The organism is Solibacillus sp. FSL W7-1472 (assembly GCF_037969775.1).
Classification (GTDB): Bacteria; Bacillota; Bacilli; order Bacillales_A; family Planococcaceae; genus Solibacillus; species Solibacillus silvestris.
In genome coordinates this window covers 997,560-1,023,269 of the sequence record NZ_CP150208.1, presented here as the reverse complement: position 1 = coordinate 1,023,269, position 25,710 = coordinate 997,560, and the positions used below count along the sequence as shown (strand labels likewise).

Here is a 25,710-nt window from a genome sequence, read left to right as displayed (position 1 = left end):
TAATTCAACTTATACTTAAAGAATAAATTGCGATAAATCTTTGTTTTTTACTATATTCGCCAATTTTTGATCGACATAGTTCGGTGTAATGTCGATATGAGCGGGTGCAATTTCCGAAGCTTCAAAGGAAAGTTCCTCAAGCAAGCGTTCTAAAATGGTGTGCAGTCGGCGTGCACCAATGTTATCTGTCTCCTGATTTACTTCTGTTGCAATTTCCGCAATACGTTCAATCGCTTCGTCCGTAAAGTTCAGCGTAACACCTTCTGTTTCAAGTAATGCTTTATACTGCAATATTAACGATTGATCCGGTTCTTTTAAAATACGAACAAAATCATCTTTCGTTAACTTTTCGAGTTCGACGCGAATCGGGAATCGTCCTTGCAATTCAGGAATAAGATCGCTCGGTTTCGATATATGGAAAGCACCTGCTGCAATAAAGAGCATATAATCCGTTTTTACAGTGCCGTATTTTGTCGTAACTGTGGATCCTTCCACAATCGGTAATATGTCACGCTGAACGCCTTCGCGGGATACTTCCGCCGATGAAGAACCTTTGCTTGCAATTTTATCGATTTCATCAATAAAAATAATACCAGCCTGTTCTGCACGCTGGATCGCCTCACTAGACAATGCATCCGTATCGATCAGCTTGTTTGCTTCTTCTTGTGTTAATAAACGACGCGCATCCTTTACTTGGACTTTGCGTTTTTTTGTCTTTTTCGGCATTAAATTAGATAGCATATCTTGCATACCGTTCGCATTATCCATATTCATACCAGGCATTGCATCAAAAAGAGATGGGGCATTTTCCGTTACTTCTATTGTTACCCATTGCTCTTCTAATTTACCGTCTTTTAAATCTTGGGTAATTTGCGCACGTCGTGTACGAATTTCCGGTTCATCCTGATTTGCTGTATCTTCTTGAGATGACTCTTTTTGTCCGAACAGCATTTCAAAAGGATTTTGCGTAAGCTTTTCTTTCACTTTAGAGGGTACAAGCAGTTTAACGAGTATATCATTCGCATTGCGCTCCGCCTGATCCTTTACTCTTTCGAACATTTCGTCCTTCACTAGTCGACGAGAAGCTTCTACCAAATCGCGTACCATTGATTCGACATCACGCCCAACATAACCAACTTCCGTGAACTTTGTCGCTTCCACTTTAATAAACGGAGCATTCGTCAGTTTTGCGATTCTGCGTGCAATTTCTGTTTTACCTACCCCGGTAGGTCCAATCATTAAAATATTTTTCGGTATAACTTCTGTTTTTAATTCTTCGCTTAATAAAGAGCGGCGGTACCGGTTACGCAACGCAACTGCAACTGCACGTTTTGCTGTTTCCTGGCCAACAATATGCCGGTTTAATTGTTCCGTAATTTGTCTTGGTGTTAAATTGATCACAGTCATTATAATACCTCCAAGATAATATTATGGTTTGTAAACACACAAATATCCGCAGCGGTCGTCAGCGCAGCCTCTGCGATTTCTTTTGCCGATAAATGATCGCCCGCATGTTTTTTTAATGCTCTGCCAGCTGATAATGCATAGTTTCCACCTGACCCAATTGCTAAAATGCCATCGTCCGGCTCAATGACTTCACCAGTACCTGAAACAAGGAGCAATGTTGATTTATCCATTACAAGCAGCATCGCTTCCAGTTGACGGAGCATTTTATCTCCTCGCCATTGCTTCGCTACCTCTACCGAAGCTCTTTGCAGGTTACCATTATATTCATTCAGTTTTGCCTCAAACATTTCGAATAATGTAAAAGCGTCCGCAACAGAACCTGCGAAACCTGCCAGTACTTTCCCATTAAACAGACGTCTGACCTTACGTGCCGTATGCTTCATTACAACTGCATTTCCCAATGTCACCTGACCATCACCAGCCATTGCGCATTCACCGTTGTGATGAATAGCGAAAATCGTTGTCGCATGAATTTGACCCATTCTTTATTTCCTCCTTAACTATGCTCGCGGATGACTATTCATATATGTCTTTCTTAAAGCTTCCTTCGTTACATGAGTATAAATTTGAGTTGAAGATAAATTGGCGTGCCCAAGCAATTCCTGGACTGTACGCATATCTGCCCCATTATTCAATAAATGCGTAGCAAATGTATGTCGCAACATATGTGGATAAATTTTCGTATGCATACTGGCATTGTCAATCATCTCACTTAATATATAACGCACACCACGGGTAGTAAGTTCGCCACCGCGCATATTGACAAAAACTTTCTGATGATTTTCCTTCTTCATTAATGTCGGACGTACTTGTTCTATATAACGTATAAGTGCATCATGCGCATATTGACCGAACGGAATAATTCGCTCTTTCCGGCCTTTTCCCATTACACGGACGATATTGTAATGAAAATCGATATCCGTCAGTTCCAAACTGACACACTCGCTTACACGCATTCCAGTCGCATAAAGAAGTTCCAACAGCGCCATATTACGAATTTGAATCGGCTCATCGCCTTCATTTTTCTCGAATAGTTCCTTCAATTCTTCCTCATAAAAAAAGCTCGGTAATCGCTCTTCCTTTTTCGGATGATAAAGTGAACGAAACGGAGCATCATCAATATTCTGTTCTCGATTTAAAAAACGGAAAAAAGAACGGATCGATGAGATTTTCCTGGAAATTGAAGTTCTTGCTTTTTGTTCATCATAAAGCTTTGTTACATATAGACGTGCATGGATATACTCAACTTCTGCAATTTTTTGGATACCCTCAGCGTGCAAAAATGCAAAAAATTCTTCTAAATCAGAAGTATATTCGCGAACAGTATGTAGGGAAAAGTTTTTTTCTAGTTGCACGTAGCGAATAAATTGATCAAGCTGACTTTGCAAATTTTCATCCATCGTGTATACCCCCTGTTATTGCAAAAGAGAAATGATGTTGTATGAATAAATATGTTCATTTTCCTACTAAAAAAACACACATATTGACACTATACCTATTATGAATACTTTTCAAGTAAAATTTGCTGGAGTTATTCAACTTCTTTGTATTATTCGACAAATTTCGCAATATCATGTCAAGCAATTCTTATTTTTATAGTCATTTACAAAAAATCACCGCAAAATTAAAAGCCCCTAAAGTATAACAATCTTTAAGGGCTTTACGCAATTAAATTGCCTGATTATTAATAAAATTCTGAATTGCTTCTAATGCGCGGTTAGCATGGCGTTCAGCACGCTCAGGCTTTGATTTGATGCGTTCACCAAATTCCGGGAAAATCCCGAAGTTCACGTTCATCGGCTGGAAGTTTTTCGCATCTGTATGAGTAATGTATCGAGCCATCGCACCTAATGCTGTTTCATGCGGGAAGTAAAGTAACTCTTGACCTAACGCCATCCGAGCTGCATTAATTCCGGCAATCAGACCACTGCCGGCAGATTCTACATAACCTTCAACACCTGTCATCTGACCGGCGAAGAAAAGGTTTGGACGCGCTTTCAACTGATATGTCTGTGTCAGCACTTTTGGAGAATTGATGAATGTATTACGGTGCATTACGCCGTAGCGTACAATTTCCAAATTTTCTAAACCCGGAATCATCGAGAATACACGTTTTTGTTCCGGCCATTTTAAATGTGTTTGGAAACCTACTAAATTATAAAGTGTCCCCGCTGCATCATCTTGTCGTAACTGAACTACAGCATATGGACGCTTATCCGTTTTCGGATCTTCCAGACCAACCGGTTTCATCGGTCCGAATGTCATCGTTTTTTCACCGCGTGCGGCCATTACTTCAATTGGCATACACCCTTCGAAATATTTTTCTTTTTCGAATTCTTTTAGCGGTGCACATTCTGCTGTAATAAGTGCTTCACGGAAAGCATCAAATTCTTCTTTCGTCATCGGACAGTTCAAGTATGCCGCTTCACCTTTGTCATAGCGTGATTTCAAGTATACTTTATCCATATTGATCGAATCTTTCTCAATGATCGGTGCTGCAGCATCATAGAAGTACAAATAGTCTTCCCCTGTTAGGCCTTGGATTTGTTTTGCCAATGCTTCAGAAGTTAATGGACCTGTTGCGATTACTGTAATGCCTTCTGGAATTTCAGTTACCTCTTCATTGATTACCTCGATTAACGGGTGGTTTTTCACCTTTTCTGTTACGATTCCTGCAAATTCATGACGGTCAACGGCTAACGCACCGCCGGCAGGTACAGAACTATTGTCTGCTGCTGCAATAATAACAGAGTCCAATTTACGCATTTCCTCTTTAATTACACCGACAGCATTTGTCAGTCCGTTTGCACGTAAAGAGTTTGAGCATACAAGCTCTGCGAATTTATCTGTATGATGTGCCGGTGTTTGTTTTACTGGTCGCATTTCATATAAACGTACCTTCACACCGCGCTTTGCAATCTGCCAAGCTGCTTCTGAACCGGCTAAACCTGCACCAATTACATTTACTACTTGTTGTGTCATTTTTGTTACCTCTTCATTTTATTGTGACGGTGTTTCTTCATAATCACATTCACTGTTAGTACACTGAATCTGAACACCTTTTTTCAATTTCTTCTCTACTAATAATGCACTACATTTCGGACAAGGTCTACTAATCGGCTTATCCCATGATACGAAGTCACATTCCGGATACTGATTGCATCCGTAAAAAATGCGCTTTGTTTTGGATTTACGCTCGACAATTTCACCTGTCTCACATGAAGGACATTTAACGTCGATCGGTTTTACAATCGCTTTTGTATTGCGGCAATCCGGGAAGTTGGAACAAGCCATAAATTTCCCGTAACGTCCAAGCTTGAATACCATTGGCGCACCGCACTTTTCACAGTCTTCACCAGCAGGCTCATCTTTAATTTCGATTTTTTCCATCACTTCATCCGCATATTTTACCCGCGGTTCAAAGTCTTTGTAAAATTCATCGATGACATTTACCCATTGTGTAATGCCTTCTTCAATTTCATCCAGATTTTGCTCCATCTGTGCGGTAAATTCAATGTTGATGATTTCTGGGAAAAATTCCAATGTTGCTTGATGAACGATTTCTCCAAGTTCTGTTGGTACAAAGCGTTTTGCATCAAGCTGAACATAGCCGCGCTTTTGGATTGTATCCAGTGTAGGGGCATATGTCGATGGACGACCTATACCTAGCTCTTCCAATGTCTTTACTAGACGCGCCTCCGAATAGCGAGGAGGTGGCTGAGTGAAATGCTGTTTCGGTTCGATTTCAAGTGATTTCACTTTATCGCCGATTTCCATTTCAGGTAAAAGCTTATTCGTTTCTTCTTCCTGATCGTCTGTACCCTCAATATAAAGTTTCATAAATCCGGCAAATTTCACTTGAGATCCGTTCGCACGGAATAATACGTCATTGTTTTGCAAATCAACTGTTACAGTATCGAGTACAGCTGGAGACATTTGACTCGCGATAAAGCGTTCCCAAATTAAACGATACAGTCGCAGCTGGTCACGGCTTAAAATCGCCTTAAGCTCCTCTGGAGTACGCATCGCACTTGTTGGACGGATCGCTTCATGGGCATCCTGTGCATTTGCCTTCGCTTTTGCCTGTTTTTGTTCTCCGGCAATGAAATCTTTGCCGTATTTTGTTTCGATATATGACTTAGCCTCTGTTTTTGCCGTATCGGAAATACGAGTCGAGTCAGTACGCATATACGTAATTAATCCGACTGCACCTTCTTTTTTGCTTAGCTCGATACCTTCATAAAGCTGCTGGGCAAGCATCATTGTCTTCTTGGCGCGGAAGTTTAATTTACGTGCGGCTTCCTGTTGGAGTGAAGAAGTCGTAAAGGCTGGAGAAGCATTGCGTTTCCGTTCTCTTTTTACAACATTCATTACTTCAAATTCTGAGCCTTTTATACCTTTTAATATATCTTTAACTTGTTGTTCATTTGTTAATTTAACTTTTTCTTTACCGTTTCCGTAATAAAACGCATCGAATTGCTTTTTGTTTTTTTCGAAACTTGCATCGATCGACCAATATTCTTCAGGCTCAAAGCTTTTGATTTCATTTTCGCGGTCAATAATCAAACGCAATGAAACGGATTGTACACGTCCTGCCGATAAGCCTTTCTTTACTTTTTTCCAAAGGATCGGGCTAATATTGTAGCCTACTAGACGGTCTAAAATACGACGAGCTTGCTGTGCATCGACTAAATCCATATTAATCGGGCGCGGGTGCTTGAAGCTCTCTAAAATTGCTTCTTTCGTAATCTCGTTAAATACGACGCGGCAATCTGAATTAATATCAATGTTCAAAGCAGTGGCTAAATGCCATGCGATCGCTTCCCCTTCACGGTCTGGATCGGCTGCGAGATAAATCTTTTTCACTTTTTTTGCTGCTGTTTTCAGTTCCTGAAGTACCGGACCTTTACCGCGAATCGTAATATATTTTGGATCATAATTATTTTCGGTATCGATTCCCATTTGACTACGTGGTAAATCACGTACATGTCCAATCGAAGCTTTTACTTTATATTTTTTTCCTAAATATCGTTCAATTGTTTTCGCCTTTGCAGGTGATTCAACAATTACTAAATAATCTGCCATCTGTTGTCCTCCTTATAGAGGTATAGTTATTTTTCTTATATTCACGCACATGAAGCTGTCCATGTATGTCAAAGCTTTTCCTGTTGCAAAATGTATAACAGATTGGCTAATATTGCAACTTTTTTTCAACGCGAATTTGAAAACAATTGGATTTCCTCTAAGATTTGAAAGCCATCCCACACTGGAATTGCACCTTCTTTTATTAATTTATTTGTCCCTCGTGACTGCTCGCTAAAAATATTTCCCGGCACCGCAAAAACATCTTTTCCTTGCTCAAGAGCAAGCTCTGTTGTGATAAGTGTCCCGCTTTTGAGTGCGGCTTCCGTTACGACCAGTGCTTCACACAATCCGCTAATAATCCGGTTTCGTGCAGGGAAATGCCATTTTTGCACACCTACATAGGGTGGATATTCTGTTATGAGTAAATGCTCACTTGCCATATATGCATTCAGCTCTTTATTTTGTGGTGGGTAGCTATGGAATAAGCCATGGCCTAAAACACCTATCGTCTTTCCACCATATCGGATTGTTGCTTCATGTGCAAGTCGGTCGGCACCTTTTGCAAGACCGCTCACTATGATATATTGCTCACGAATTAATGGGGGAAGGATGGATTTCAATACGTTTTCACTATAGCTAGTCGCTGCTCTCGAACCGATGACCGCCATCATTTTCGGTCTGTTCAGCAGCTGAACCTCACCTTTCGCATATACAACAGCAGGTGCATCGTACAGCTGTTTTAAGCGTTCCGGATATAAAGGGTCCGTATAAGGAATGGGCGTAATATTATGTTGGTCATAATATATTGCCATCGACCTTTGTATGAGCTCTTTATAATGTTTTATGAGCTGTGCGGCTTTTTCTTCTCTTATATTTAGCTGGCTCGCTAAAAATTTTGGCGAAATATGCAGTATTTCGTCGAAATCATCTGTAATTTTCATTAAATTTCGGACTTTTTCCCAGGAGAGAGGAAGAATATAATGCAGTTTCAATAATTGTTCATTTGCTGGATTGGTCATATCAACACTCCTTTTTAATAGAAGAAATTCAGATGACCGCAGTTTTAAGTGTGAGGTAAGCATCGTGTAAAACATAGTATTGCCAATGAATACAGGCTATTAACCCGTCCACGCAACCTAATGTACGGAGACATACGAAAAAGATGTAGCGAGGCGACCGCTACATCTTTCATTTTAATGTGTTTTACAAGCTTCGTACAAGCCTTTTTCTTTGATTACTTTAATCAGTGTTTCACCGATTACAGAAGGCGTCGGAGCTACTTCAATACCTGCTGCATTCATTGCTTTGATTTTCTCTGCAGCTGTTCCTTTACCGCCAGAAATAATGGCACCTGCGTGACCCATACGCTTTCCTGGAGGTGCTGTTTGACCACCGATAAAGCCTACTACCGGTTTGTTCATGTTTTCCTGAATCCATTCAGCAGCTTCTTCTTCCGCTGTACCACCGATTTCTCCAATCATGACAACCGCATAAGTTTCCGGGTCTTCGTTGAATGCTTTTAAGCAGTCGATAAAGTTTGTCCCATTTACCGGGTCGCCCCCGATTCCTACCGCTGTTGTTTGACCAATTCCTGCCTGAGACAGCTGGTGTACCGCTTCATAAGTTAAAGTACCAGAACGTGATACAACACCTACATGTCCTTTTGTATGAATGTAACCCGGCATGATACCAATTTTACATTCATCAGCAGTAATGACACCCGGACAGTTTGGACCAACTAAACGTGTCTTCTTGCCTTCCATATAGCGCTTTACTTTTACCATATCAAGTACCGGTATATGTTCTGTAATACAAATCGCCATATCCAGGTCCGCATCCACTGCTTCGATAATTGCATCTGCTGCAAATGGTGCCGGTACGTAAATAACGGATACATTGGCACCTGTCGCATCGACTGCTTCTTGTACTGTATTGAATACAGGAACACCTTCGATTTCAAGACCGCCTTTACCTGGTGTTACCCCTGCAACGATTTTTGTTCCGTATTCAAGCATTTGTTTTGTATGGAAAAGGGCTGTTTCCCCAGTAATCCCTTGTACGATTACTTTTGTTTCTTTATTAATGAACACACTCATGCCGTTACCCCGCCTTCAGCTTCAACTAATTTCACGATTTTTTGAGCGCCGTCTGACATTGAGTCAGCTGCCACAATGTTTAAACCAGATTCATTTAACAACTTTTTACCTAGCTCTACGTTTGTCCCTTCTAAACGTACTACTAACGGAACCGCTAAACCAACTTCTTTTGCAGCCGTAATAACACCTTTTGCAATGATGTCGCATTTCATGATTCCACCAAAGATGTTAACGAAAATTCCTTTAACATTTTTGTCTGATAAAATGATTTTAAAAGCTTCTGTTACTTTTTCGGCTGTAGCACCGCCCCCAACGTCAAGGAAGTTTGCGGGTGATCCGCCGTAGTAACTAATCGTATCCATCGTCGCCATGGCAAGACCTGCACCATTTACCATACATCCGATATTGCCGTCTAACGAAATATAACTTAAATCATATTTAGATGCTTCAATTTCTTTTGGATCTTCTTCATCGAAATCGCGTAATTCTACGATATCTTTGTGACGGTATAATGCGTTTGCATCAAAGTTGAATTTTGCATCAAGTGCCACTACCTGGTCATCACCAGTTACAACTAGCGGGTTGATTTCTACTGTTGATGCATCTTTATCGATAAATGCTTTGTAAATACCAAGCATTAATCCTACTGCTTTATTTACTAACTTAGCAGGAATATTCATATTGAATGCCATACGGCGTGCCTGGAAAGCATTCAGGCCTGTTACCGGATCAATCACTTCTTTGAAGATTTTTTCCGGATTCGTCTCGGCTACCTCTTCAATATCCATACCGCCCTCTTCAGAACCCATCATTACTACTCTAGAAGTTGCACGGTCTAATACTAAACTTAAGTAATACTCTTTTTTAATGTCCGAACCTTCTTCTATATAAAGACGCTTTACTTCTTTACCGTCTGGACCTGTCTGGTGAGTTACTAAAATTTTCCCTAATAATTCTTTAGAGAAAGAACGAACTTCATCCAGGTTTTTTGCAATTTTAACGCCACCCGCTTTACCGCGGCCCCCTGCATGAATTTGTGCTTTCACTACTGTTACGTTAGATCCTAGCTCTTTTGCTGCTTTTACTGCTTCGTCTGGTGAAAACGCGACACTTCCTCTTGGAACCGCTACACCGTATTGTCTTAATATCTCTTTCCCTTGATACTCATGGATATTCATGATACATCCTCCCATCGGACATTTGGAAATTATTCTACTAACATAATCTATTTTATACAATTATTCAGACAATGTCTATATTTGTCACACAAGCAATTTTTAGATTGCTTTATGTCAAATTATTCTTTGTCTAGATATTTTCTAATTTTCCGAAAGATATACTCTACATAAAAATAAAAAACATCAACTATTTATTTTTAAAAGTTAACCTCTGCTTTTCATCCAAATGATAAATAAAAGCAAAAACTTCTGCAACCGCCTGGTAAAGTTCTTCCGGTATCGATGTGTTCAAATCAAGCTGGCCTAACAGCTCGATTAAGTTTGGGTCTTCATAAACGGGTACTTCATGCATCGCTGCTTTTTCTAATATATTTTCCGCAATTTTCCCTTTCCCTTTTGCAACGATTGTCGGACCACTGCTTTTTTGCGGATCATAGGACAGGGCGATTGCTTCTTTTCTTATATATTTTTTTTCGGTCATACGCGTATATCGACACCACCCTGCTCGTCTTCTCGCTGATTTGACAGTTTTGTGACAGTTTTTTCTCCTTGGTCTGCAAAAGGTTTGATAAACAGTCCCGATAATGTATATTCTTTTTTCAGCAATCCCGACTTTAATGTGCCTTTCAGCGATGTCGCCAACGAATCCAAATTCGGCATATCATTATATATATTAATTGTGACAACACGGTTTTGTACTTGCATATCGATTACCGTCTGCTGCAATGTTTCCATATTTAAATAGAATAGAATACGTGCAAAATTGGCATCGATTTTACCATCTTCCTTCATTCGACCATTCCATTGCAATTTGGCATCCATTTTCTTGCCAAAAAAATTTAGCGGCACTTGCATGACAAGCTGATGCTGATGCCCATTTTCCCCTGAAGTGAGCTGCATACCATTTAGTCTGGCCATCACCATTTCAGCGGCATCTTTTATTGCAGCGGGTGTTTGGACATCTTGAAGAAGCGCCAATAATTGCGGTTTTATCTGCTGGGCAATGGCCTGAATATCCCCTGCCTTATTTGCAAGTGTCGCCTCATAGCTGACACCGAGCCCCTTTAAAACGGTTTTTATTGCCTGTTCCATCGCACGACCATCAACTGCCGCCTGTACTTGACCTTCTGCTTGCGTAAGAGCACTTTGCATGACCGGCTGTGGACTATCAGCCGTCACTTTCACTAAATTCCGTAACAGCTGCTCTGCAACCGGTAAATTCGCATCCGGCTTCAGTAACGTAAACAATTGATCCTTGGCAGTTAATCCTTGATCATTTTGCATAAACAATCGCGGTGTTACATTTTCACTGTATGCGTTTGTCAATTGCTGCCGTAGTTGATTTACCAATGCTTCCACTGCTTGCTTCGAAGCCGGAATTTGCTCAAAACGCGTTAATAATTGCTGTAGCTGCTGCTTTTGTGTTGACGATAATAAGCTTTCATTATTAATCCAGACTCTTACTTGCTCTAACATCGGTTTTATCTGTTCAGAGCTTGTTTGCCCGAGCTGCTGCAGCATTTGACCTGCTTCTTTAAATAGCGGTGTTGCTGTTGTCTGTACTTGGTTTACAGATTGTTGGCTTCCTTGCTGGTTTACCGTTTGCCAATTTTGCAAAGTAGCATTTTGCGGTAAAATTCCAGCTTCTTTTAATACTGTCAGCGTCTGAAGTTTTGATGCAATCGGCAAATTATTATCCATTAAATTTTGGGTTGCCCGCGCAAGGAGAATACCGCCTGTTTCATTGTTTAACGGCTTTGCCAGCTGGTCAATCTGCTGTAAAAGTGATGATTTAATCGCTTCATTCCCTCCAGACTGATTTGCCAAGAGCTGCGCTAAATTCGCTAAATTTGCCGACATACCATCTGTTTTAATCCCTTGAGTCAATGCTTGAAATACGGTATTTGTGAAAGGCATTTTCAGCTCCACCATACGCTGTAGTGCCTGAAGTGCACTATTTTTATCAACTCCTGCGGGCAAGTTTTTCATCCAGCTTTCCGCTGCAAGCAGCTGTTCTTTCGCAAGTGGCAGCTGGGCTTTCATAAAATGTGAAAGTACTTGCTGCATTTCATTCGATTTCGGCAAATTCATCGTCTCAAGCAGCTGGGACATTTGCTGGCCGGAAGTCATCGATTGTGACATCGGCCCGGTAATGACTTTTAATTCTGTTTGTGGATTTGTCGCTGTTACCTGAAAAAAGTGTGCATCGCCAAGCTTTAATGGAACTTCCAGCTTCGCCATGAGCTTTTGATTGCCCACTTGGACTTCCGCCATCTGATTTGGGTAGAGCTGCTTTATCGTCCCATGAAATACTTGATCTTGCCTTAGCGATAATGGCTGATTTGCTGGTACTTGCTGCGAAGTATTTGTTTGTACTGCATTAAACGTTGAGAAGTTCATGCCGTTACTCCCTTCTTTGAAGTATGGATTTTATCGGTTCGAATGTTTTTCGATGATGTATAGTCGGTCCATATTGCGCGATCGCTTCCAAATGCTGTTTTGTTCCATAACCTGCATGCTGGGCAAAACCATATTGCGGAAATTCGAGGTCCAGCTTCTCCATATAGTCATCACGTGCCGTTTTTGCTAAAATGGATGCCGCTGCGATTGCCAGGCTGCGGGCATCCCCCTTTATGATGGAAGCTTGCGGAATTGATGTTGAAAGAGTCATCGCATCCGCCAATATGTAATTTGGTGTGACTTCAAGTGCTTCAATACTTTTTAACATGGACTGTCGTGTTGCTTCATAAATGTTAAGGCGGTCAATTTCTTCGGCACTTTGAAAATGAACTGCATAATACAATGCATGTTTTTTGATCCGTTCAGCAAATTGATTGCGTTTTTCCTTTGACAATTGTTTGGAATCGTTTACACCAAGGAGTTCCTGGCAGTGGTTCGGCAATATAACAGCCGCAGTTACGACAGGCCCTGCCAGTGGTCCGCGCCCGGCTTCATCTGTACCTGCGATATAGGCATGTTCATATGGTAAATAGCTTGCGTCAAATTGCAGTTTCTCATTATGCGCTTGTTGGAGTGCCTCCATCTTCTCAAGACGCTTTTGAAATTGTATCCATGCCTTTTGAACACCTGACCGTTCATCCTTTACTATAGAATCCATCCATGGCTCAATTTGTGCTGCTGTTTTCAATGCTTCTGTAATCTCTTTAATTGTTTTCATATAATGCCCTCAAATCTATTAATTCCGTTTTCTTTATATATCGTCAATTTCCATTCTGGAGGCCAACACGCTGTTGGTCACGAATGCGTTGTCACAGGGCGTGACGGTTTTAGCATTCGTTCCATACCCCCTTCATTCCAATCAACTTTGCTTTTTATCTAATTTTACTTTCTATCATTCTTACTTGTTATATCGTCTATTGTTCTTATTATAAAAGAAAAAACCTTTCTCAAATAAATGAAAAAGGTTTTGCCTGTCTATTATCCCACTTTATCCGTTGTTTTCTTGCTTTTTCTGGCGATTTAGCGCGGCAGTTTTTTTCCGGCGTTCTTCGTTTTCCAGGGCAATCGCTTCTTCCAGTTGCTCTTTTTCAAGTTGCTCGGAAACAAAGTCAAATGTGAGTTTCCCAAGATTCTGTTCACGAATGTCGCGTACAATTAATACGGACACCTGATCATAGTCAATCTCTCCGCCTTGTCCAAATACACGACGTAATTTCCCGATTGCATCGAATGTTTCAACAAGCTCTTCGGATACAGATGAAATTTTATAGCGTTCTTCCATGCGTGTTGGATAGTGCGTTTCTAAAAAACGTAAGCCGTATACAGCCAAGTCTTCCATATTCGTAATCGTATCTTTAATCGCACCCGTTAATGCGAGCTTGTAGCCGACTTCCTGATCTTCAAACTTCGGCCATAAGATACCTGGTGTATCCAGAAGTTCTATTTCTTTACCGACTTTAATCCATTGCTGTGCTTTCGTAACACCTGGCATATTTCCTGTTTTCGCTAAGTTTTTCTTCGCTAAACGGTTGATTAAAGTGGATTTCCCGACGTTCGGAATACCGACAATCATGGCGCGGATCGCACGCGGCTTCATTCCTTTTGATTTCATGCGCTCCCATTTATCCGCCAAAATCTCCTGAGCAGCCTTTGTAACCGCCTGCAAGCCTTTCCCTTCCAACGAGTTGATTGCTACTGCTTTAAAGCCTCTGTCGGCAAAATATTGAATCCAGCGGCGTGTTTCCTGTTCATCGGCCATATCTTGTTTATTTAAAATGAGCAGACGCGGTTTTTGATGGATGACTTCATCGATCATCGGATTACGTGAAGATAATGGTAGACGTGCATCGACAAGTTCAAAAACGATATCGACAAGCTTTAAACTTTCCGATACTTGGCGGCGTGCCTTTGCCATATGTCCTGGAAACCATTGAATTGTCATAATGTGTAACCTCCTGTAAATTACATACTTCTATTTTCAACAAAAAAATGAGGAGTTTAAACTGCCCCCTCATTTTAGACAATATTTACGATAATAAATATTACTTTACGATTTCAATTTCGTTTAACGGCCAGAAAATGATATTCGTATTACCGATAATTTCTTTCTGGTCGACAATGCCGATATGGCGGCTGTCTTTACTGAAGCGACGGTTATCGCCCATTACGAATACGTAGCCTTCCGGAATCACATCCAGTGACGGATCGATATCTTTCAGCGAGAAGTCGCCTGTTAGGTTGCCTTCGCTAATTTCGGCTTTATATGCGTCCAAATACGGTTCGTCGATCGGTTCCCCATTAATGTATAATTGATCATCCTTATATTCTACAAAGTCCCCTGGAACACCGATGACACGTTTAATATAGTCCTTTTGTTCTGGTGCGTGGAATACGACGATATCAAAACGGTCGGGTTCGCCGATTTTATAGCTGAATTTGTTGACGATCATGCGATCACCATTTTCAAGGGTAGGCATCATTGAATCCCCGTCTACTACAATCGGTGTAAATAAAAAGTAACGAATAAATGCGGCAATCGCAAACGCAATCAGTAGAGCTTTCGTCCATTCCCAAAGCTCATTTTTTTCTTTTTCAGTTTTTTCCACGTAGCTATCCCCCTTGCTCATCACATTTATTGTATACGAAATATGTATATCAAGCAAAAATCTAATCTAAATATTGCATCAGATTATCTATAGTTTATTGTCAAAATCACATGTTAATACACATTTTTTTATTTAAAGAAAGAAAGGGACTTGTATATACAAGCCCCCTTCTAAAAAGTTCTTATCGAATTTCTTTAATACGAGCAGCTTTACCACGTAAGTTACGTAGGTAGTAAAGTTTAGCACGACGTACTTTACCTTTACGTACTACTTCTAACTTAGCGATTTTTGGAGTGTGTACTGGGAAAGTACGCTCTACACCAACACCGTAAGAAATTTTACGTACTGTGAAAGTTTCGCTAATTCCGCCACCACGACGTTTAATAACTACACCTTCGAATAATTGGATACGTTCACGAGTACCCTCAACGATTTTAACGTGTACCTTAACTGTGTCACCTGGTTTGAATGTAGGTAAGTCTGAACGTAATTGATCTTTAGTGATCTCTGTAATAATGTTTGACATTGTTTTCTCTCCTTAGACAGATGCTCATGCACGCTAATTTAAGCCACAGCGGAACACCGTAATTCAGTGCTTACATTGAAGCACAAAATGAATCTTACCATAATTATTTTAGGCTTGCAAGTAGTTTTGCTTTACATTTCACTCTTAATTTTTTCAATTATTTTTATTTGCTTGTCCGTTAATTCAAGTGCTTCCAATAAATCCGGTCTACGCTCTAACGTACGTTTAAAGGACTGTTCCTCACGCCACGCTTCGATTTTCGCGTGATTGCCTGATAACAGTATATCCGGCACTTTCATCCCTCTAAAATCAGCTGGACGCGTATAATGAGGATGCTCTAATAACCCTGTTGAAAATGAATCCTGAATATGTGAATCTTCCTGCCCTAATACACCCGGCAATAAACGTACAACCGCATCGATTACCGTCATCGCAGGAAGCTCGCCGCCAGTTAAAACAAAGTCGCCGATTGAAATCTCATCTGTTACAAGATGTTCCCGGATTCGCTCATCATATCCTTCATAATGGCCGCAAAGGAATACTAAATCATCTTCCAGTGCAAGCTCCTCCGCCTTCTTCTGCGTGAAGCGCTCGCCTTGTGGACACATGAGTATAACACGCGGTTTGCGGCCTTCTGTAATGGCTTCAACCGCATTGAACATCGGCTCCGGCTTTAATACCATTCCCGCACCGCCGCCGTATGGGTAATCATCCACTTGTTTGTGCTTATTTACACTGTACTCCCGGATATCGGTTACTGCGAGCTCGACTGCACCTTTTTCCTGAGCCTTTTTTAAAATTGATGCGCCAAACACACCTGTGAACATATCGGGAAATAAACTTAATACGTGAATCTTCATTCCAGCAAACCTTCCATTACATGAATAATGATTTTCTTTTCATCGACGTCAATATCTTTTACGATATCTTCAATGTAAGGAATGTAGTGTTTCTTACCATTTTGCGCTTTAACTTCCCATACGTCGTTTGCGCCTGTCTCTAAAATATCAGTAACAACGCCGATCAGTTCGCCCTCTTCCGAAAACACTTCACAATCTTTAATTTCAAAGTGATAGTATTCATTATCTTCAAGCTCATCTTCCGCTAATTGATCCATCGACACTTTTAAAAGACCTTCTTTAAATGGTTCCACTAAATTAATGTTTTCCATTCCTTCAAATGTCACCAATATAAAGTTTTTATGGCGTCTTGATGAACTGATCGTTACCCAAGTCGGTTTTTTATCATCTTTTTTGAATGCCGCAAGTTTAGAACCGACCGCAAAACGTTCTTCTTCAAAGTCCGTCGTCGATAAAATTCGCAGTTCCCCGCGAATACCATGTGTATTTACAATACGTCCTACATTAAACCATTCCATATATATTCCACCTTTTATAATAATTTGTTACCACATAACTTTTATATACACCGTTGTTTGGAGTGAAGGCGGCGAAGTAACATTCAAATGCCTTTTGATTTGAATGTTACTTTGCGACGAAAGCGGAGCGACAGGAGCACATGCACAATGCTTCTATGGCAACCGCAATAAACTCCTACCGTAACGGAAAACAACATTATCATAACAAAAAAAGAAGGGTTAGCAAAATGCCACCCTTCTTTTACTAATCCAATATATCGACATACGTCTTTTTCTTCTGGTGGCCGCCCGCTGCTGAGTACACAATCGTACGAATTGCCTTCGCAACACGTCCTTGCTTGCCTATCACTTTCCCTCGATCCTCTGGATGAACAAAAAGTTTATAAACAACTCGATTGGAAGTTTCGTCCGTCTCAATACGAACGTCTTCCGGATAATCGACTAACGGTTTCACAATTGCTTCAATCAGCTGCTGCATAATGCCACCTCCGAATTAATCATTGAATTATTTGCTGTATTTAGCGTTATGGAATTTTTCCATGATACCTTGTTCTGAGAACAGGTTACGTACAGTATCAGATGGTTTTGCACCATCAGTTAACCATTTAAGAGCTTTCTCTTCATCGATTTGTACTGTAGCTGGAACTGTAAGTGGGTTGTAAGTACCTACTGTTTCGATTTGACGGCCATCACGTGGTGAACGAGCGTCTGCAACTACGATACGATAGAAAGGAGATTTTTTAGCTCCCATACGTTTTAAGCGAATTTTAACTGCCATTTTAATAGCACCTCCGAATAAGTTTCACACAAGATATTATATTAGCAATGTCTTGATGGTTTGTAAAGTGTTTTTTCTTAACACCTTATTTTTTATTTAAATAATGAATCAAAACCAGGCATTTTCATCTTCTTTTTACCTTTACCCTGAGCCATGCCCGTCATCTGTTTCATCATTTTTTTCATTTCTTCAAACTGCTTCAATAAGCGGTTTACTTCTTGAATTGTCGTCCCCGAACCAGTGGCAATACGCTTTTTACGGCTCGCCGAAATAATTTCAGGGTTTGTTTTTTCATTTGGTGTCATCGAATAGATAATTGCTTCGATGCGTCCCATCTGCTTTTCATCGACTTTGACATTGTCAAGGCCCTTCATTTTGTTTGCACCCGGAATCATTTTCAATAATTCATCAAGTGGTCCCATTTTTTTCACAGCTTGGAGTTGTTCGATAAAGTCATCAAATGTAAAGCTCTGTGTCATGAACTTTTCTTCCAGCTCTTTTGCTTTTTCCATATCAACGTTTGCTTGTGCTTTTTCGATCAGTGACAGGACATCGCCCATCCCTAAAATACGTGAAGCCATACGCTCCGGATGGAAAGGTTCCAGTGCATCCATCTTTTCACCCATACCGACAAATTTAATCGGTTTCTCTGTAACCGAGCGAATCGACAGTGCCGCACCACCACGAGTATCACCGTCTAATTTTGTTAAGACAACGCCCGTAATGCCGACAGTTTCGTTAAAGCTTTGCGCAACATTTACAGCATCTTGACCTGTCATGGCATCAACAACTAAAAATACTTCATCCGGCTCTTTTAAACCGCGAATGTCTTTCAGTTCCTGCATCAGTTCTTCATCAATATGAAGACGACCGGCTGTATCGATTAATACAACGTCCAAATGCTCTTCTTTTGCATGCTCGATTGCCTGACGTGCAATTTCAACAGGTGAAACATCTGTACCAAGTGAGAACACCGGCAGTGATAACTGTTTCCCTAATGTCTGTAATTGCTCTACAGCCGCTGGACGGTATATATCTGCTGCAACGAGTAATGGTTTTTTATTATATTTTTTACGTAATACATTCGCCAATTTACCTGTAGTTGTCGTCTTACCTGCACCTTGTAAACCAACCATCATAATGACAGTAGGCGGACGGTTGCTGAATTTAATCGGACTTTGCTCGCCGCCCATTAAATTCTTCAATTCATCCTGAACAATTTTAATGACTTGCTGACCAGGTGTTAATGATTTCATGACGTCGACGCCGACTGCACGCTCACTAACTTTTTTAACGAATTCTTTTACTACTTTTAAGTTTACGTCCGCTTCGATTAAGGCAAATCGGACTTCACGCATCATTTCTTTAACGTCTTGTTCCGTTACTTTCCCTTTACCTTTAATCTTTTGGATCGTACCTTGGAGTCGCTCTGCTAAACCTTCAAAAGCCAACTCGTTCGCCCCCTAATCCGATTCCTTCAGTTGTTCAACCAATGCTAGTTTCGCCTCTGTCGTAGAAGCCTCATCCATGATCGCATTCGTCAATTGTTTTAACACGATTTGACGTTGTTGAAACTTTTCGAATAAATTTAGTTTTTCTTCATATTCTTCAAGCATCGCCTCAGTACGGCGAATATTATCGTAAACAGCTTGGCGTGAAATATTATAACTTTCGGCGATTTCTCCTAACGAGTGATCGTCCAAGTAATATAGTTCCATGTAGCTGCGCTGTTTATCAGTTAATAACGCTTGATAAAAGTCGAAGAGAAAGTTCATGCGTGTTGTTTTTTCAAGTAGCATTTTTATCTCTCCAATCATAATTTGTCTATCTTATCATAATCTTGTGGGCAGTTACTGTCAAGGTAATCCCCTTGTCCATTGAAGAACCTTTTCTTTTCATTAATAAACGATTTCAAAAAAATGACGATGCTCCTTCAAGAAAAAGAGAGAATCGCCATTTCTTATATAATAGGAAGAATATGATAAACCGGACCAAATTTTCTACAGGGTAACACCTGTTTTAAAAATAGCCATTTCTTTGAAATTCATTCGTTCATGGTTTAATTGCTCGCCACTAGCAACAGCAATAATATATTGAATAAATTCTTCCAAAACCGCATCTTCGTCTACGCCATCTTCTAGTATTTGCCCTGCATTGAAATCAATCCAATGCTTTTTCTGTTCATAAATAGCGCTGTTTGTGGATATTTTCATCGTAGGTACAAATGAGCCGAATGGCGTACCGCGTCCTGTAGTAAACAACACTAATTGACAACCTGCAGATGCAAGCGCTGTACATGCAACAAGATCATTTCCCGGCGCACTCAATAAATTCAACCCGCGCTTTTTTAACCGCTCTCCGTATTTTAAAACATCGACAATTTCAGCACTGCCCGCTTTTTGCGTACAGCCTAACGACTTGTCTTCAAGCGTAGTGATTCCGCCTGCCTTATTGCCTGGTGAAGGATTTTCATAGATCGGCTGATTATAGTCAATAAAGTACTGCTTAAAGTCATTAATAAGCGAAACAATCTTCTCGAATGTTTCCTCATCTTGTGCACGGTTCATTAAAATCGTTTCCGCTCCAAACATTTCCGGCACTTCCGTCAGCACCGTTGTACCGCCCTGGGATACTAAAAAGTCGGAGAAACGCCCTAGAAGAGGATTCGCCGTAATGCCAGATAAGCCGTCTGAACCGCCACATTTCAGTCCGATACGCAATTCACTGATCGGAATATCTTCTCGTCGATCGTTGCGGACTGCCTCATGTAGTGATACAAGCGCTTCTACACTAGCTTCAACCTCATCATCAACTTGCTGGGACACGACAAACTTCACACGGGACGTATCGTAATCGCCAAGTTCCTGCTTCATCTGTTCAATTGTATTATTCTCGCAGCCCAGCCCTAATACAAGCACAGCTGCAGCATTCGGATGGTTAACAGCATCCAGTAAAATAGTACGTGTATTTTCATGGTCATCACCTAATTGCGAACAACCAAAATTATGCTTTAATACAAGCGTGGATTCAAAAGGCGCAATACTTCCTACCCGTTGCTCAAATTCACGAATGATCATGTCCGCAATACCATTCACACATCCGACTGAGGGTATGATCCATAGTTCATTTCGTATACCGACTTCACCATTGCTACGTCGGTACCCTTTAAATGTTAAATTACGTTGCGGATAGTTCAATGAAATATCTTTCTTGTCGTAATTGTAGTTAATGATGTCCTGCAAATTTGTTTTTACATTATGCGTGTGGACGACCGTTCCTTTTGCAATGTCTTCAGTAGCATGCCCAATCGGATAGCCGTACTTTATAATATGTTCCCCTTTTTGAATGTTACGTGTGGCAATTTTATGCCCTCTAGGAACTTCCTGCTCTAGATTAATCTTCTCTTGGCCGATCGAAAATGGTTCACCCGCTTCAAAGGAACGTAAAGCGACCACAACATTATCAGACGAATGAATGACAATCGTTTCTTTCATAATCCTAGTGCCTCCTCTTCCAATTCCGCAATGAACTGTGCTGTTTGGCTCTCTTTAAACGCCGTAATTGCCTCCCCGACAAATTGTTCAAGTTGCGGAATCGTTGTTAAATCTATCCCCCAAAGATTTTCATTACTCAGTACATCCGCTAATGGCTTTCCCTTAATTTGCTCGATCGCTTCCGGAGCATCTTGCGGTGAAAATACTTCTGGAGTTTGATATAAGTATATCCACGCAGCCAATGCTGTTGTTAAATGTTTTGGAAGTGTTGCATATTGCTTATAATACGCCAGTAGAGATGGGATATTTCTAGTTTTAAACTTGGCAAGCGCATTAAGTGCAATACTTTTTACGTAATGTGCAATAAACGGATTTTCAAAGCGTTCTAATATCGCCTGTTGATATGTCATTAACTGTTCTTTGTCGCCATTAATCGTAGGAATCACTTCCTGTACAAGTAAACGTTGAACGAAAGGTCTTAATTTAGAGTGTTCCATCACTTGCCCGACTGTATCTGTATCCAGCAAAATAGCAAGCGGTGTTAAGGCAGAGTGTGCACCATTGAGCATTTTCACTTTACGCTCCCGGTAGTAACTCAAGTCGTCTACAAGCTTTACTTCAAATTGATTATTAACTAATGGAAAAGAATGAAGCGCTTCTTCATTTTCTATTACCCAAATATAATACGGTTCTGCAGCAACGAGTAATTTATCCTCATAACCAAGCTTCAACGTCAATTCTTCATATTGGCTTTTCGGGAATCCGGGTACGATTCGGTCAACAAGTGTATTGCAGAACGTATTGGCACCTGTCACCCAATCGATGAAGCTCTGCCCTAAATCCCATGCATTTGCATAGCTTACAATCCCGTTTTTTAAAGCGGTACCGTTCTGTTCAATTAATTCGCACGGTAAAAAGATCAGCCCTTTTGACGGATCCGCTCCAAATGTTTCATAGCGTTTCCATAAAAAGTGCGTCACATTGGCCACAAAGTTTGTTGATGGCTGTGCATCAAATGGAAGCTGCTCATATACAATTCCTGCCTCCGTTGTATTGGATACAACATATTGGAGGTCTTCCGAAACCGCGAGCTTCATATATTCTTCATACTGGTTTTGCAATGAAATACTGCGCGAGACACTTTCAATCACTTGTTCATAATTGACTTGCTGACCATTTTGAATCCCTTGCGTAACAAGTGTGTATAGACCATCTTGCGCATTGATCACTTCTGATGTACTTCCTGATGTCGACTGGACAATAACAATTCCTAAATCCTGTTGCTGCTGTAAATTCGCTTCATGTATGAGCCAATCAACAAAAGCACGGAGAAAATTCCCCGTGCCGAATTGGACAATACGCTCTACGACAGCTGTTTTTCGAGTATACACTTCGTTAGATAACTGTTGCATGCTTCATCCACCTCATTTAAAAGTTAAAGTAATTTTTTGCATTGTAATAGCAAATATCTTGTACGATTGTTCCAAGAAGCTCGTAATCTTCAGGGAATTCTCCATTTTCCACCCATTCTCCAATGAGATTACATACTAAACGTCTAAAATATTCGTGACGTGTGTAGGACAGGAAACTACGCGAATCAGTCAGCATTCCGATAAAGCGGCTGAAAATCCCGATGCTCGCAAGTGCCTTCATCTGATCAAGCATTCCTTCTTTTTGGTCATTAAACCACCAAGCCGTACCGAATTGGATTTTCCCAGGCACTTTTTCCTGGAAGCTTCCGACTATACTTGCAATAACATAGTAGTCTTTCGGATTTAATGAATAAACAATCGTTTTCGGTAATGCATCTTCAAGTGCAAGCGCATCCAATAAACGCGTCAATGGTACTGCGATCGGTCCGTCATTAATGCTGTCATACCCTGTATCCGGCCCTAAATTATTGAACTGACGTGTATTGTTATTACGGTGTGCCGAAATATGATATTGCATCGCCCAATTGTAAGAAGCATACTGTTTCCCTAAAAAGATCAGTAATGCTGTTTTATATTTTGCTTCTTCTTCCAGCGATACTTGTTCCCCTGCAAGCCCCTTTTCAAAAATAGCACTCACTTCTTGTTCTGTCGCTTCTGCATAATAAATCGTATCCAATGCATGGTCTGACACTTTACCACCGACTTCATCAAAAAACTGAATTCGTTTTGCAAGAGCTTCTTTTAATTGTTCATAAGATTCGATTGTTTCGCCGACAACTTCCGATAATGATCCAATCCAAGCCGCAAATGTCGGCTTATTGATTTCCAATGCTTTATCCGGTCTGAAACTCGGCAGTACTTTCACGTTAAACTGCTCATCTTTTTGAAGTGCGATATGATATTCAAGTGAGTCAATCGGATCATCTGTAGTGCAGATCACTTCTACTTTTGAGTCCAAAATTAACTGACGAGCTGTCTTTTGAGGTAATTGTTCATTTACATTATCCCAAATAGCGCGTGCTGTTTTTTCATTTAATAAAGTTTCTTCATTAAAGAATCGGCGCAGTTCTAAATGTGTCCACTGATATAAAGGGTTGCCAATTGTATACGGAACGGTTTTTGCCCATGCTTCAAAACGCTCATAATCATCTGCATCACCTGTTACAAGATGCTCTGGAACACCATTTGCGCGCATCGCACGCCATTTATAATGATCACCGTACAACCAAGCCTCTGTAATATTTTTAAATTGCTTATCCTCATAAATTTCCTGAGGACTTAAATGACAGTGGTAATCGATAATCGGTAAATCTTTTGCATAGTCGAAATACAACTTTTCCGCTACTTTATTGTTCAATAGAAATGAGTTATCCAAAAATGTTTTTGCCATATTCTAGTCCCCTTACTTTAATAGTAATTCCGGAAGTTTTAACGTAATGTCTGGAACAAACGTTATTAATAGTAGTATAACAATCATTGCACCATAGAATGGAAGCATCCCTTTTGTCGCTTTTTCAATCGGTACTTTTCCGATCGCACATCCGACAAACAGACATGTACCAACTGGCGGCGTTACAAGACCGATTGCTAAGTTCAGAATCAATACAACCCCAAATTGAACCGGATCCATACCTGCTTCAAGCGCTACAGGTAATAAAATTGGTGTCGCAATTAAAATTAACGGTGCCATGTCCATGAACATCCCTAATACTAGTAAAATGATATTAATAATTAATAATGTTACAAAATCATTCGGCGAAACAGCCAATAGCGTTTCGGTTACCATTGCTGGTACTTTTAGAAATGCAAGTAACCAGCCGAACGCTGAAGAAGCAGCAATTAAAAACAGTACCATCGATAATGTTTTTACTGTACGTTTTAAAATGTTCCCCATTGCCGATAGTGGCACGTCTTTATAAACGAAGAACGAAATAATAAACGCATATAACGCACCGATTGCCGCGGATTCAGTCGCTGTGAAAACACCGGATAATATCCCGCCAATAATAATGACCGCTGTAAACAATCCTAACAATCCTTCACGTACAATTTTCGGAACTTCTTCACGCTTAATCGGTTCACCTTTCGGATAATTACGTTTTACTGCAATCGTATACGCAAAGATCATTAAAATTAACCCTAATGCAATACCAGGAACTATTCCCCCCATAAACAATGCACCAACCGATACACCACCGGCAGCAGTAGAATAAATGATCATATTATGACTTGGCGGAATTAAAACCCCTTGTGCAGCACTTGAAATTGTAACGGCAACAGAATATTCCGCATCATATTTTTGCTTTTTCATCATCGGAATTAATACAGAACCAATTGATGAAACGTCCGCTACAGCCGAACCGGAAATACCCCCAAAAAACGTTGAAGATAAAACGTTTACCATTGCTAAACCGCCGCGTACTTTACCGACAATAACGTTCGCTAGATTAATTAAACGACGTGAGATACCGCCTTCATTCATAATTTCACCAGCTAAAATGAAAAATGGAATCGCAATAAGCGAAAAACTATTCAATCCACTTACCATTCGCTGTACAATAGCTGCTAAATCAATCCCTAAGTAAATCGTAGTGACAAATGACGATACAGCCAGACAAAGTGCAACCGGCACTCGTAAAAGTAATAACACTACAAATACTGCAAGTAAAATCCCAATCCCCATTATTTAGCCGCCTCCATCGCTTCTTTGGCATCGTCATCAAAATCTTCATGAATCGCATCTTTAAAGAACATTTCAACCCCATAAATGAACGTTAAAATACCACTGACAGGAATTGCACTGTATAGAAAACTTTGCGGTAATCCTGTACCAGCCATTAGCGATCCGTGCATTAAAAATGTAAAACGGAAGCCGTAGTAAATAAAAATAATACTCATGGCGATCACTAAAACTTTTGTAATGAGATCAATTTTCTTTTGAATGTTCTTTGGCATCAAGCCTACAAAAACCCCTACCCCAATATGTAAGTTGTCTCTAAAACCAATAGCAATTCCGATAAAGGCAATCCAAATCAGTAAAAGCAATGCCAACTCTTCCGTCCATCTCGGTGTGAAATCTAAAAAGTTACGTGTGAATATTTGATAAATGATGATTAGTGTCATTGCAACAATCATTGTTCCTAACAGATAATCAAGACTGCGGTCTAAAATACTTTTTGCTTTTTTTATAGTAGCCACTCGTTTGCCCT

The 25,710-nt window shown here is 40.4% G+C and carries 25 protein-coding genes; all 25 read right to left on the bottom strand.

Going from position 1 to position 25,710, the window contains the following annotated elements:
- Positions 1-15 precede the first annotated feature (15 nt).
- The gene (gene hslU, locus MKY07_RS04880; RefSeq protein ID WP_008403295.1) at positions 16-1,407 is read right to left on the bottom strand and encodes an ATP-dependent protease ATPase subunit HslU; all 1,392 of its coding nucleotides are present in this window, start codon (positions 1,405-1,407) and stop codon (positions 16-18) included.
- Complete coding sequence (gene hslV / locus MKY07_RS04875; protein ID WP_008403296.1) at positions 1,407-1,949, bottom strand: ATP-dependent protease subunit HslV; 543 nt, start codon at positions 1,947-1,949, stop codon at positions 1,407-1,409. The genes hslU and hslV overlap by 1 nt, the downstream gene beginning before the upstream one ends.
- Before the next feature lie 18 nt (positions 1,950-1,967).
- Positions 1,968-2,867: a tyrosine recombinase XerC gene (gene xerC / locus MKY07_RS04870; RefSeq protein WP_065216430.1), complete on the bottom strand. Its 900-nt coding sequence runs from the start codon at positions 2,865-2,867 to the stop codon at positions 1,968-1,970.
- Between the two features lie 268 nt (positions 2,868-3,135).
- Positions 3,136-4,449: an FADH(2)-oxidizing methylenetetrahydrofolate--tRNA-(uracil(54)-C(5))-methyltransferase TrmFO gene (gene trmFO / locus MKY07_RS04865; protein WP_014824495.1), complete on the bottom strand. Its 1,314-nt coding sequence runs from the start codon at positions 4,447-4,449 to the stop codon at positions 3,136-3,138.
- A gap of 18 nt (positions 4,450-4,467) precedes the next feature.
- Entirely contained in the window at positions 4,468-6,552 is a 2,085-nt protein-coding gene (topA, locus tag MKY07_RS04860; RefSeq protein WP_008403299.1) for a type I DNA topoisomerase, read from the bottom strand.
- A 125-nt stretch (positions 6,553-6,677) separates the two neighbouring features.
- A complete protein-coding gene (gene dprA, locus MKY07_RS04855; protein WP_339263968.1) occupies positions 6,678-7,571 on the bottom strand; it encodes a DNA-processing protein DprA in 894 nt (297 codons plus the stop codon).
- A 174-nt stretch (positions 7,572-7,745) separates the two neighbouring features.
- Positions 7,746-8,648: a succinate--CoA ligase subunit alpha gene (sucD, locus tag MKY07_RS04850; RefSeq protein WP_008403301.1), complete on the bottom strand. Its 903-nt coding sequence runs from the start codon at positions 8,646-8,648 to the stop codon at positions 7,746-7,748.
- Positions 8,645-9,826, bottom strand: coding sequence for an ADP-forming succinate--CoA ligase subunit beta (gene sucC, locus MKY07_RS04845; RefSeq protein WP_008403302.1), 1,182 nt, complete (start codon positions 9,824-9,826; stop codon positions 8,645-8,647). The genes sucD and sucC overlap by 4 nt, the downstream gene beginning before the upstream one ends.
- 187 nt (positions 9,827-10,013) lie before the next feature.
- Positions 10,014-10,307: an EscU/YscU/HrcU family type III secretion system export apparatus switch protein gene (locus tag MKY07_RS04840; RefSeq protein WP_339263967.1), complete on the bottom strand. Its 294-nt coding sequence runs from the start codon at positions 10,305-10,307 to the stop codon at positions 10,014-10,016.
- A complete protein-coding gene (locus MKY07_RS04835) occupies positions 10,304-12,226 on the bottom strand; it encodes a hypothetical protein (RefSeq protein WP_339263966.1) in 1,923 nt (640 codons plus the stop codon). Before MKY07_RS04835 ends, MKY07_RS04840 begins: the two co-directional genes overlap by 4 nt.
- A gap of 4 nt (positions 12,227-12,230) precedes the next feature.
- Positions 12,231-13,004 carry a ribonuclease HII gene (locus MKY07_RS04830; RefSeq protein ID WP_339263965.1) on the bottom strand — a complete coding sequence of 258 codons (774 nt, stop codon included), beginning with the start codon at positions 13,002-13,004 and terminating at the stop codon, positions 12,231-12,233.
- A gap of 270 nt (positions 13,005-13,274) precedes the next feature.
- A complete protein-coding gene (gene ylqF, locus MKY07_RS04825; RefSeq protein ID WP_087615422.1) occupies positions 13,275-14,228 on the bottom strand; it encodes a ribosome biogenesis GTPase YlqF in 954 nt (317 codons plus the stop codon).
- Between the two features lie 100 nt (positions 14,229-14,328).
- On the bottom strand, positions 14,329-14,892 hold the full coding sequence (lepB, locus tag MKY07_RS04820; protein WP_008403307.1) for a signal peptidase I: 564 nt from the start codon (positions 14,890-14,892) through the stop codon (positions 14,329-14,331).
- 181 nt (positions 14,893-15,073) lie between these two features.
- Positions 15,074-15,418 (bottom strand): 50S ribosomal protein L19, encoded by a 345-nt coding sequence (gene rplS, locus MKY07_RS04815; protein ID WP_008403308.1) that lies wholly within the window; start codon positions 15,416-15,418, stop codon positions 15,074-15,076.
- A gap of 131 nt (positions 15,419-15,549) precedes the next feature.
- Complete coding sequence (gene trmD, locus MKY07_RS04810) at positions 15,550-16,278, bottom strand: tRNA (guanosine(37)-N1)-methyltransferase TrmD (protein ID WP_008403309.1); 729 nt, start codon at positions 16,276-16,278, stop codon at positions 15,550-15,552.
- Positions 16,275-16,796 carry a ribosome maturation factor RimM gene (rimM, locus tag MKY07_RS04805; RefSeq protein WP_008403310.1) on the bottom strand — a complete coding sequence of 174 codons (522 nt, stop codon included), beginning with the start codon at positions 16,794-16,796 and terminating at the stop codon, positions 16,275-16,277. The genes trmD and rimM overlap by 4 nt, the downstream gene beginning before the upstream one ends.
- A gap of 244 nt (positions 16,797-17,040) precedes the next feature.
- Positions 17,041-17,274, bottom strand: coding sequence for a KH domain-containing protein (locus MKY07_RS04800; protein ID WP_008403311.1), 234 nt, complete (start codon positions 17,272-17,274; stop codon positions 17,041-17,043).
- A gap of 27 nt (positions 17,275-17,301) precedes the next feature.
- Positions 17,302-17,574: a 30S ribosomal protein S16 gene (gene rpsP, locus MKY07_RS04795; RefSeq protein WP_008403312.1), complete on the bottom strand. Its 273-nt coding sequence runs from the start codon at positions 17,572-17,574 to the stop codon at positions 17,302-17,304.
- Positions 17,575-17,666: 92 nt separating this feature from the next.
- Positions 17,667-19,025 (bottom strand): signal recognition particle protein, encoded by a 1,359-nt coding sequence (ffh, locus tag MKY07_RS04790; protein ID WP_008403313.1) that lies wholly within the window; start codon positions 19,023-19,025, stop codon positions 17,667-17,669.
- A gap of 12 nt (positions 19,026-19,037) precedes the next feature.
- Entirely contained in the window at positions 19,038-19,373 is a 336-nt protein-coding gene (locus MKY07_RS04785; protein WP_008403315.1) for a putative DNA-binding protein, read from the bottom strand.
- A 201-nt stretch (positions 19,374-19,574) separates the two neighbouring features.
- Positions 19,575-21,068 carry an altronate dehydratase family protein gene (locus MKY07_RS04780; RefSeq protein ID WP_339263964.1) on the bottom strand — a complete coding sequence of 498 codons (1,494 nt, stop codon included), beginning with the start codon at positions 21,066-21,068 and terminating at the stop codon, positions 19,575-19,577.
- Positions 21,065-22,480, bottom strand: coding sequence for a tagaturonate reductase (locus MKY07_RS04775; RefSeq protein WP_339263962.1), 1,416 nt, complete (start codon positions 22,478-22,480; stop codon positions 21,065-21,067). The genes MKY07_RS04780 and MKY07_RS04775 overlap by 4 nt, the downstream gene beginning before the upstream one ends.
- Positions 22,481-22,496: 16 nt before the next feature.
- Positions 22,497-23,891 (bottom strand): glucuronate isomerase, encoded by a 1,395-nt coding sequence (gene uxaC / locus MKY07_RS04770; RefSeq protein WP_339263961.1) that lies wholly within the window; start codon positions 23,889-23,891, stop codon positions 22,497-22,499.
- A gap of 12 nt (positions 23,892-23,903) precedes the next feature.
- Positions 23,904-25,184 carry a TRAP transporter large permease gene (locus tag MKY07_RS04765; protein WP_065216436.1) on the bottom strand — a complete coding sequence of 427 codons (1,281 nt, stop codon included), beginning with the start codon at positions 25,182-25,184 and terminating at the stop codon, positions 23,904-23,906.
- The gene (locus MKY07_RS04760) at positions 25,184-25,699 is read right to left on the bottom strand and encodes a TRAP transporter small permease (RefSeq protein WP_339263960.1); all 516 of its coding nucleotides are present in this window, start codon (positions 25,697-25,699) and stop codon (positions 25,184-25,186) included. Before MKY07_RS04760 ends, MKY07_RS04765 begins: the two co-directional genes overlap by 1 nt.
- Positions 25,700-25,710 lie beyond the last annotated feature (11 nt).

Excerpts from the sequence above, each read along its gene's own strand:
- hslU (WP_008403295.1), bottom strand. The coding sequence starts at position 1,407 with ATGACTGTGATCAATTTAACACCAAGACAAATTACGGAACAATTAAAC.
- hslV (WP_008403296.1), bottom strand. The coding sequence starts at position 1,949 with ATGGGTCAAATTCATGCGACAACGATTTTCGCTATTCATCACAACGGT.
- xerC (WP_065216430.1), bottom strand. The coding sequence starts at position 2,867 with ATGGATGAAAATTTGCAAAGTCAGCTTGATCAATTTATTCGCTACGTG.
- trmFO (WP_014824495.1), bottom strand. The coding sequence starts at position 4,449 with ATGACACAACAAGTAGTAAATGTAATTGGTGCAGGTTTAGCCGGTTCA.
- topA (WP_008403299.1), bottom strand. The coding sequence starts at position 6,552 with ATGGCAGATTATTTAGTAATTGTTGAATCACCTGCAAAGGCGAAAACA.
- dprA (WP_339263968.1), bottom strand. The coding sequence starts at position 7,571 with ATGACCAATCCAGCAAATGAACAATTATTGAAACTGCATTATATTCTT.
- sucD (WP_008403301.1), bottom strand. The coding sequence starts at position 8,648 with ATGAGTGTGTTCATTAATAAAGAAACAAAAGTAATCGTACAAGGGATT.
- sucC (WP_008403302.1), bottom strand. The coding sequence starts at position 9,826 with ATGAATATCCATGAGTATCAAGGGAAAGAGATATTAAGACAATACGGT.
- MKY07_RS04840 (WP_339263967.1), bottom strand. The coding sequence starts at position 10,307 with ATGACCGAAAAAAAATATATAAGAAAAGAAGCAATCGCCCTGTCCTAT.
- MKY07_RS04835 (WP_339263966.1), bottom strand. The coding sequence starts at position 12,226 with ATGAACTTCTCAACGTTTAATGCAGTACAAACAAATACTTCGCAGCAA.
- MKY07_RS04830 (WP_339263965.1), bottom strand. The coding sequence starts at position 13,004 with ATGAAAACAATTAAAGAGATTACAGAAGCATTGAAAACAGCAGCACAA.
- ylqF (WP_087615422.1), bottom strand. The coding sequence starts at position 14,228 with ATGACAATTCAATGGTTTCCAGGACATATGGCAAAGGCACGCCGCCAA.
- rplS (WP_008403308.1), bottom strand. The coding sequence starts at position 15,418 with ATGTCAAACATTATTACAGAGATCACTAAAGATCAATTACGTTCAGAC.
- trmD (WP_008403309.1), bottom strand. The coding sequence starts at position 16,278 with ATGAAGATTCACGTATTAAGTTTATTTCCCGATATGTTCACAGGTGTG.
- rimM (WP_008403310.1), bottom strand. The coding sequence starts at position 16,796 with ATGGAATGGTTTAATGTAGGACGTATTGTAAATACACATGGTATTCGC.
- MKY07_RS04800 (WP_008403311.1), bottom strand. The coding sequence starts at position 17,274 with ATGCAGCAGCTGATTGAAGCAATTGTGAAACCGTTAGTCGATTATCCG.
- rpsP (WP_008403312.1), bottom strand. The coding sequence starts at position 17,574 with ATGGCAGTTAAAATTCGCTTAAAACGTATGGGAGCTAAAAAATCTCCT.
- MKY07_RS04785 (WP_008403315.1), bottom strand. The coding sequence starts at position 19,373 with ATGCTACTTGAAAAAACAACACGCATGAACTTTCTCTTCGACTTTTAT.
- MKY07_RS04780 (WP_339263964.1), bottom strand. The coding sequence starts at position 21,068 with ATGAAAGAAACGATTGTCATTCATTCGTCTGATAATGTTGTGGTCGCT.
- MKY07_RS04775 (WP_339263962.1), bottom strand. The coding sequence starts at position 22,480 with ATGCAACAGTTATCTAACGAAGTGTATACTCGAAAAACAGCTGTCGTA.
- uxaC (WP_339263961.1), bottom strand. The coding sequence starts at position 23,891 with ATGGCAAAAACATTTTTGGATAACTCATTTCTATTGAACAATAAAGTA.
- MKY07_RS04765 (WP_065216436.1), bottom strand. The coding sequence starts at position 25,184 with ATGGGGATTGGGATTTTACTTGCAGTATTTGTAGTGTTATTACTTTTA.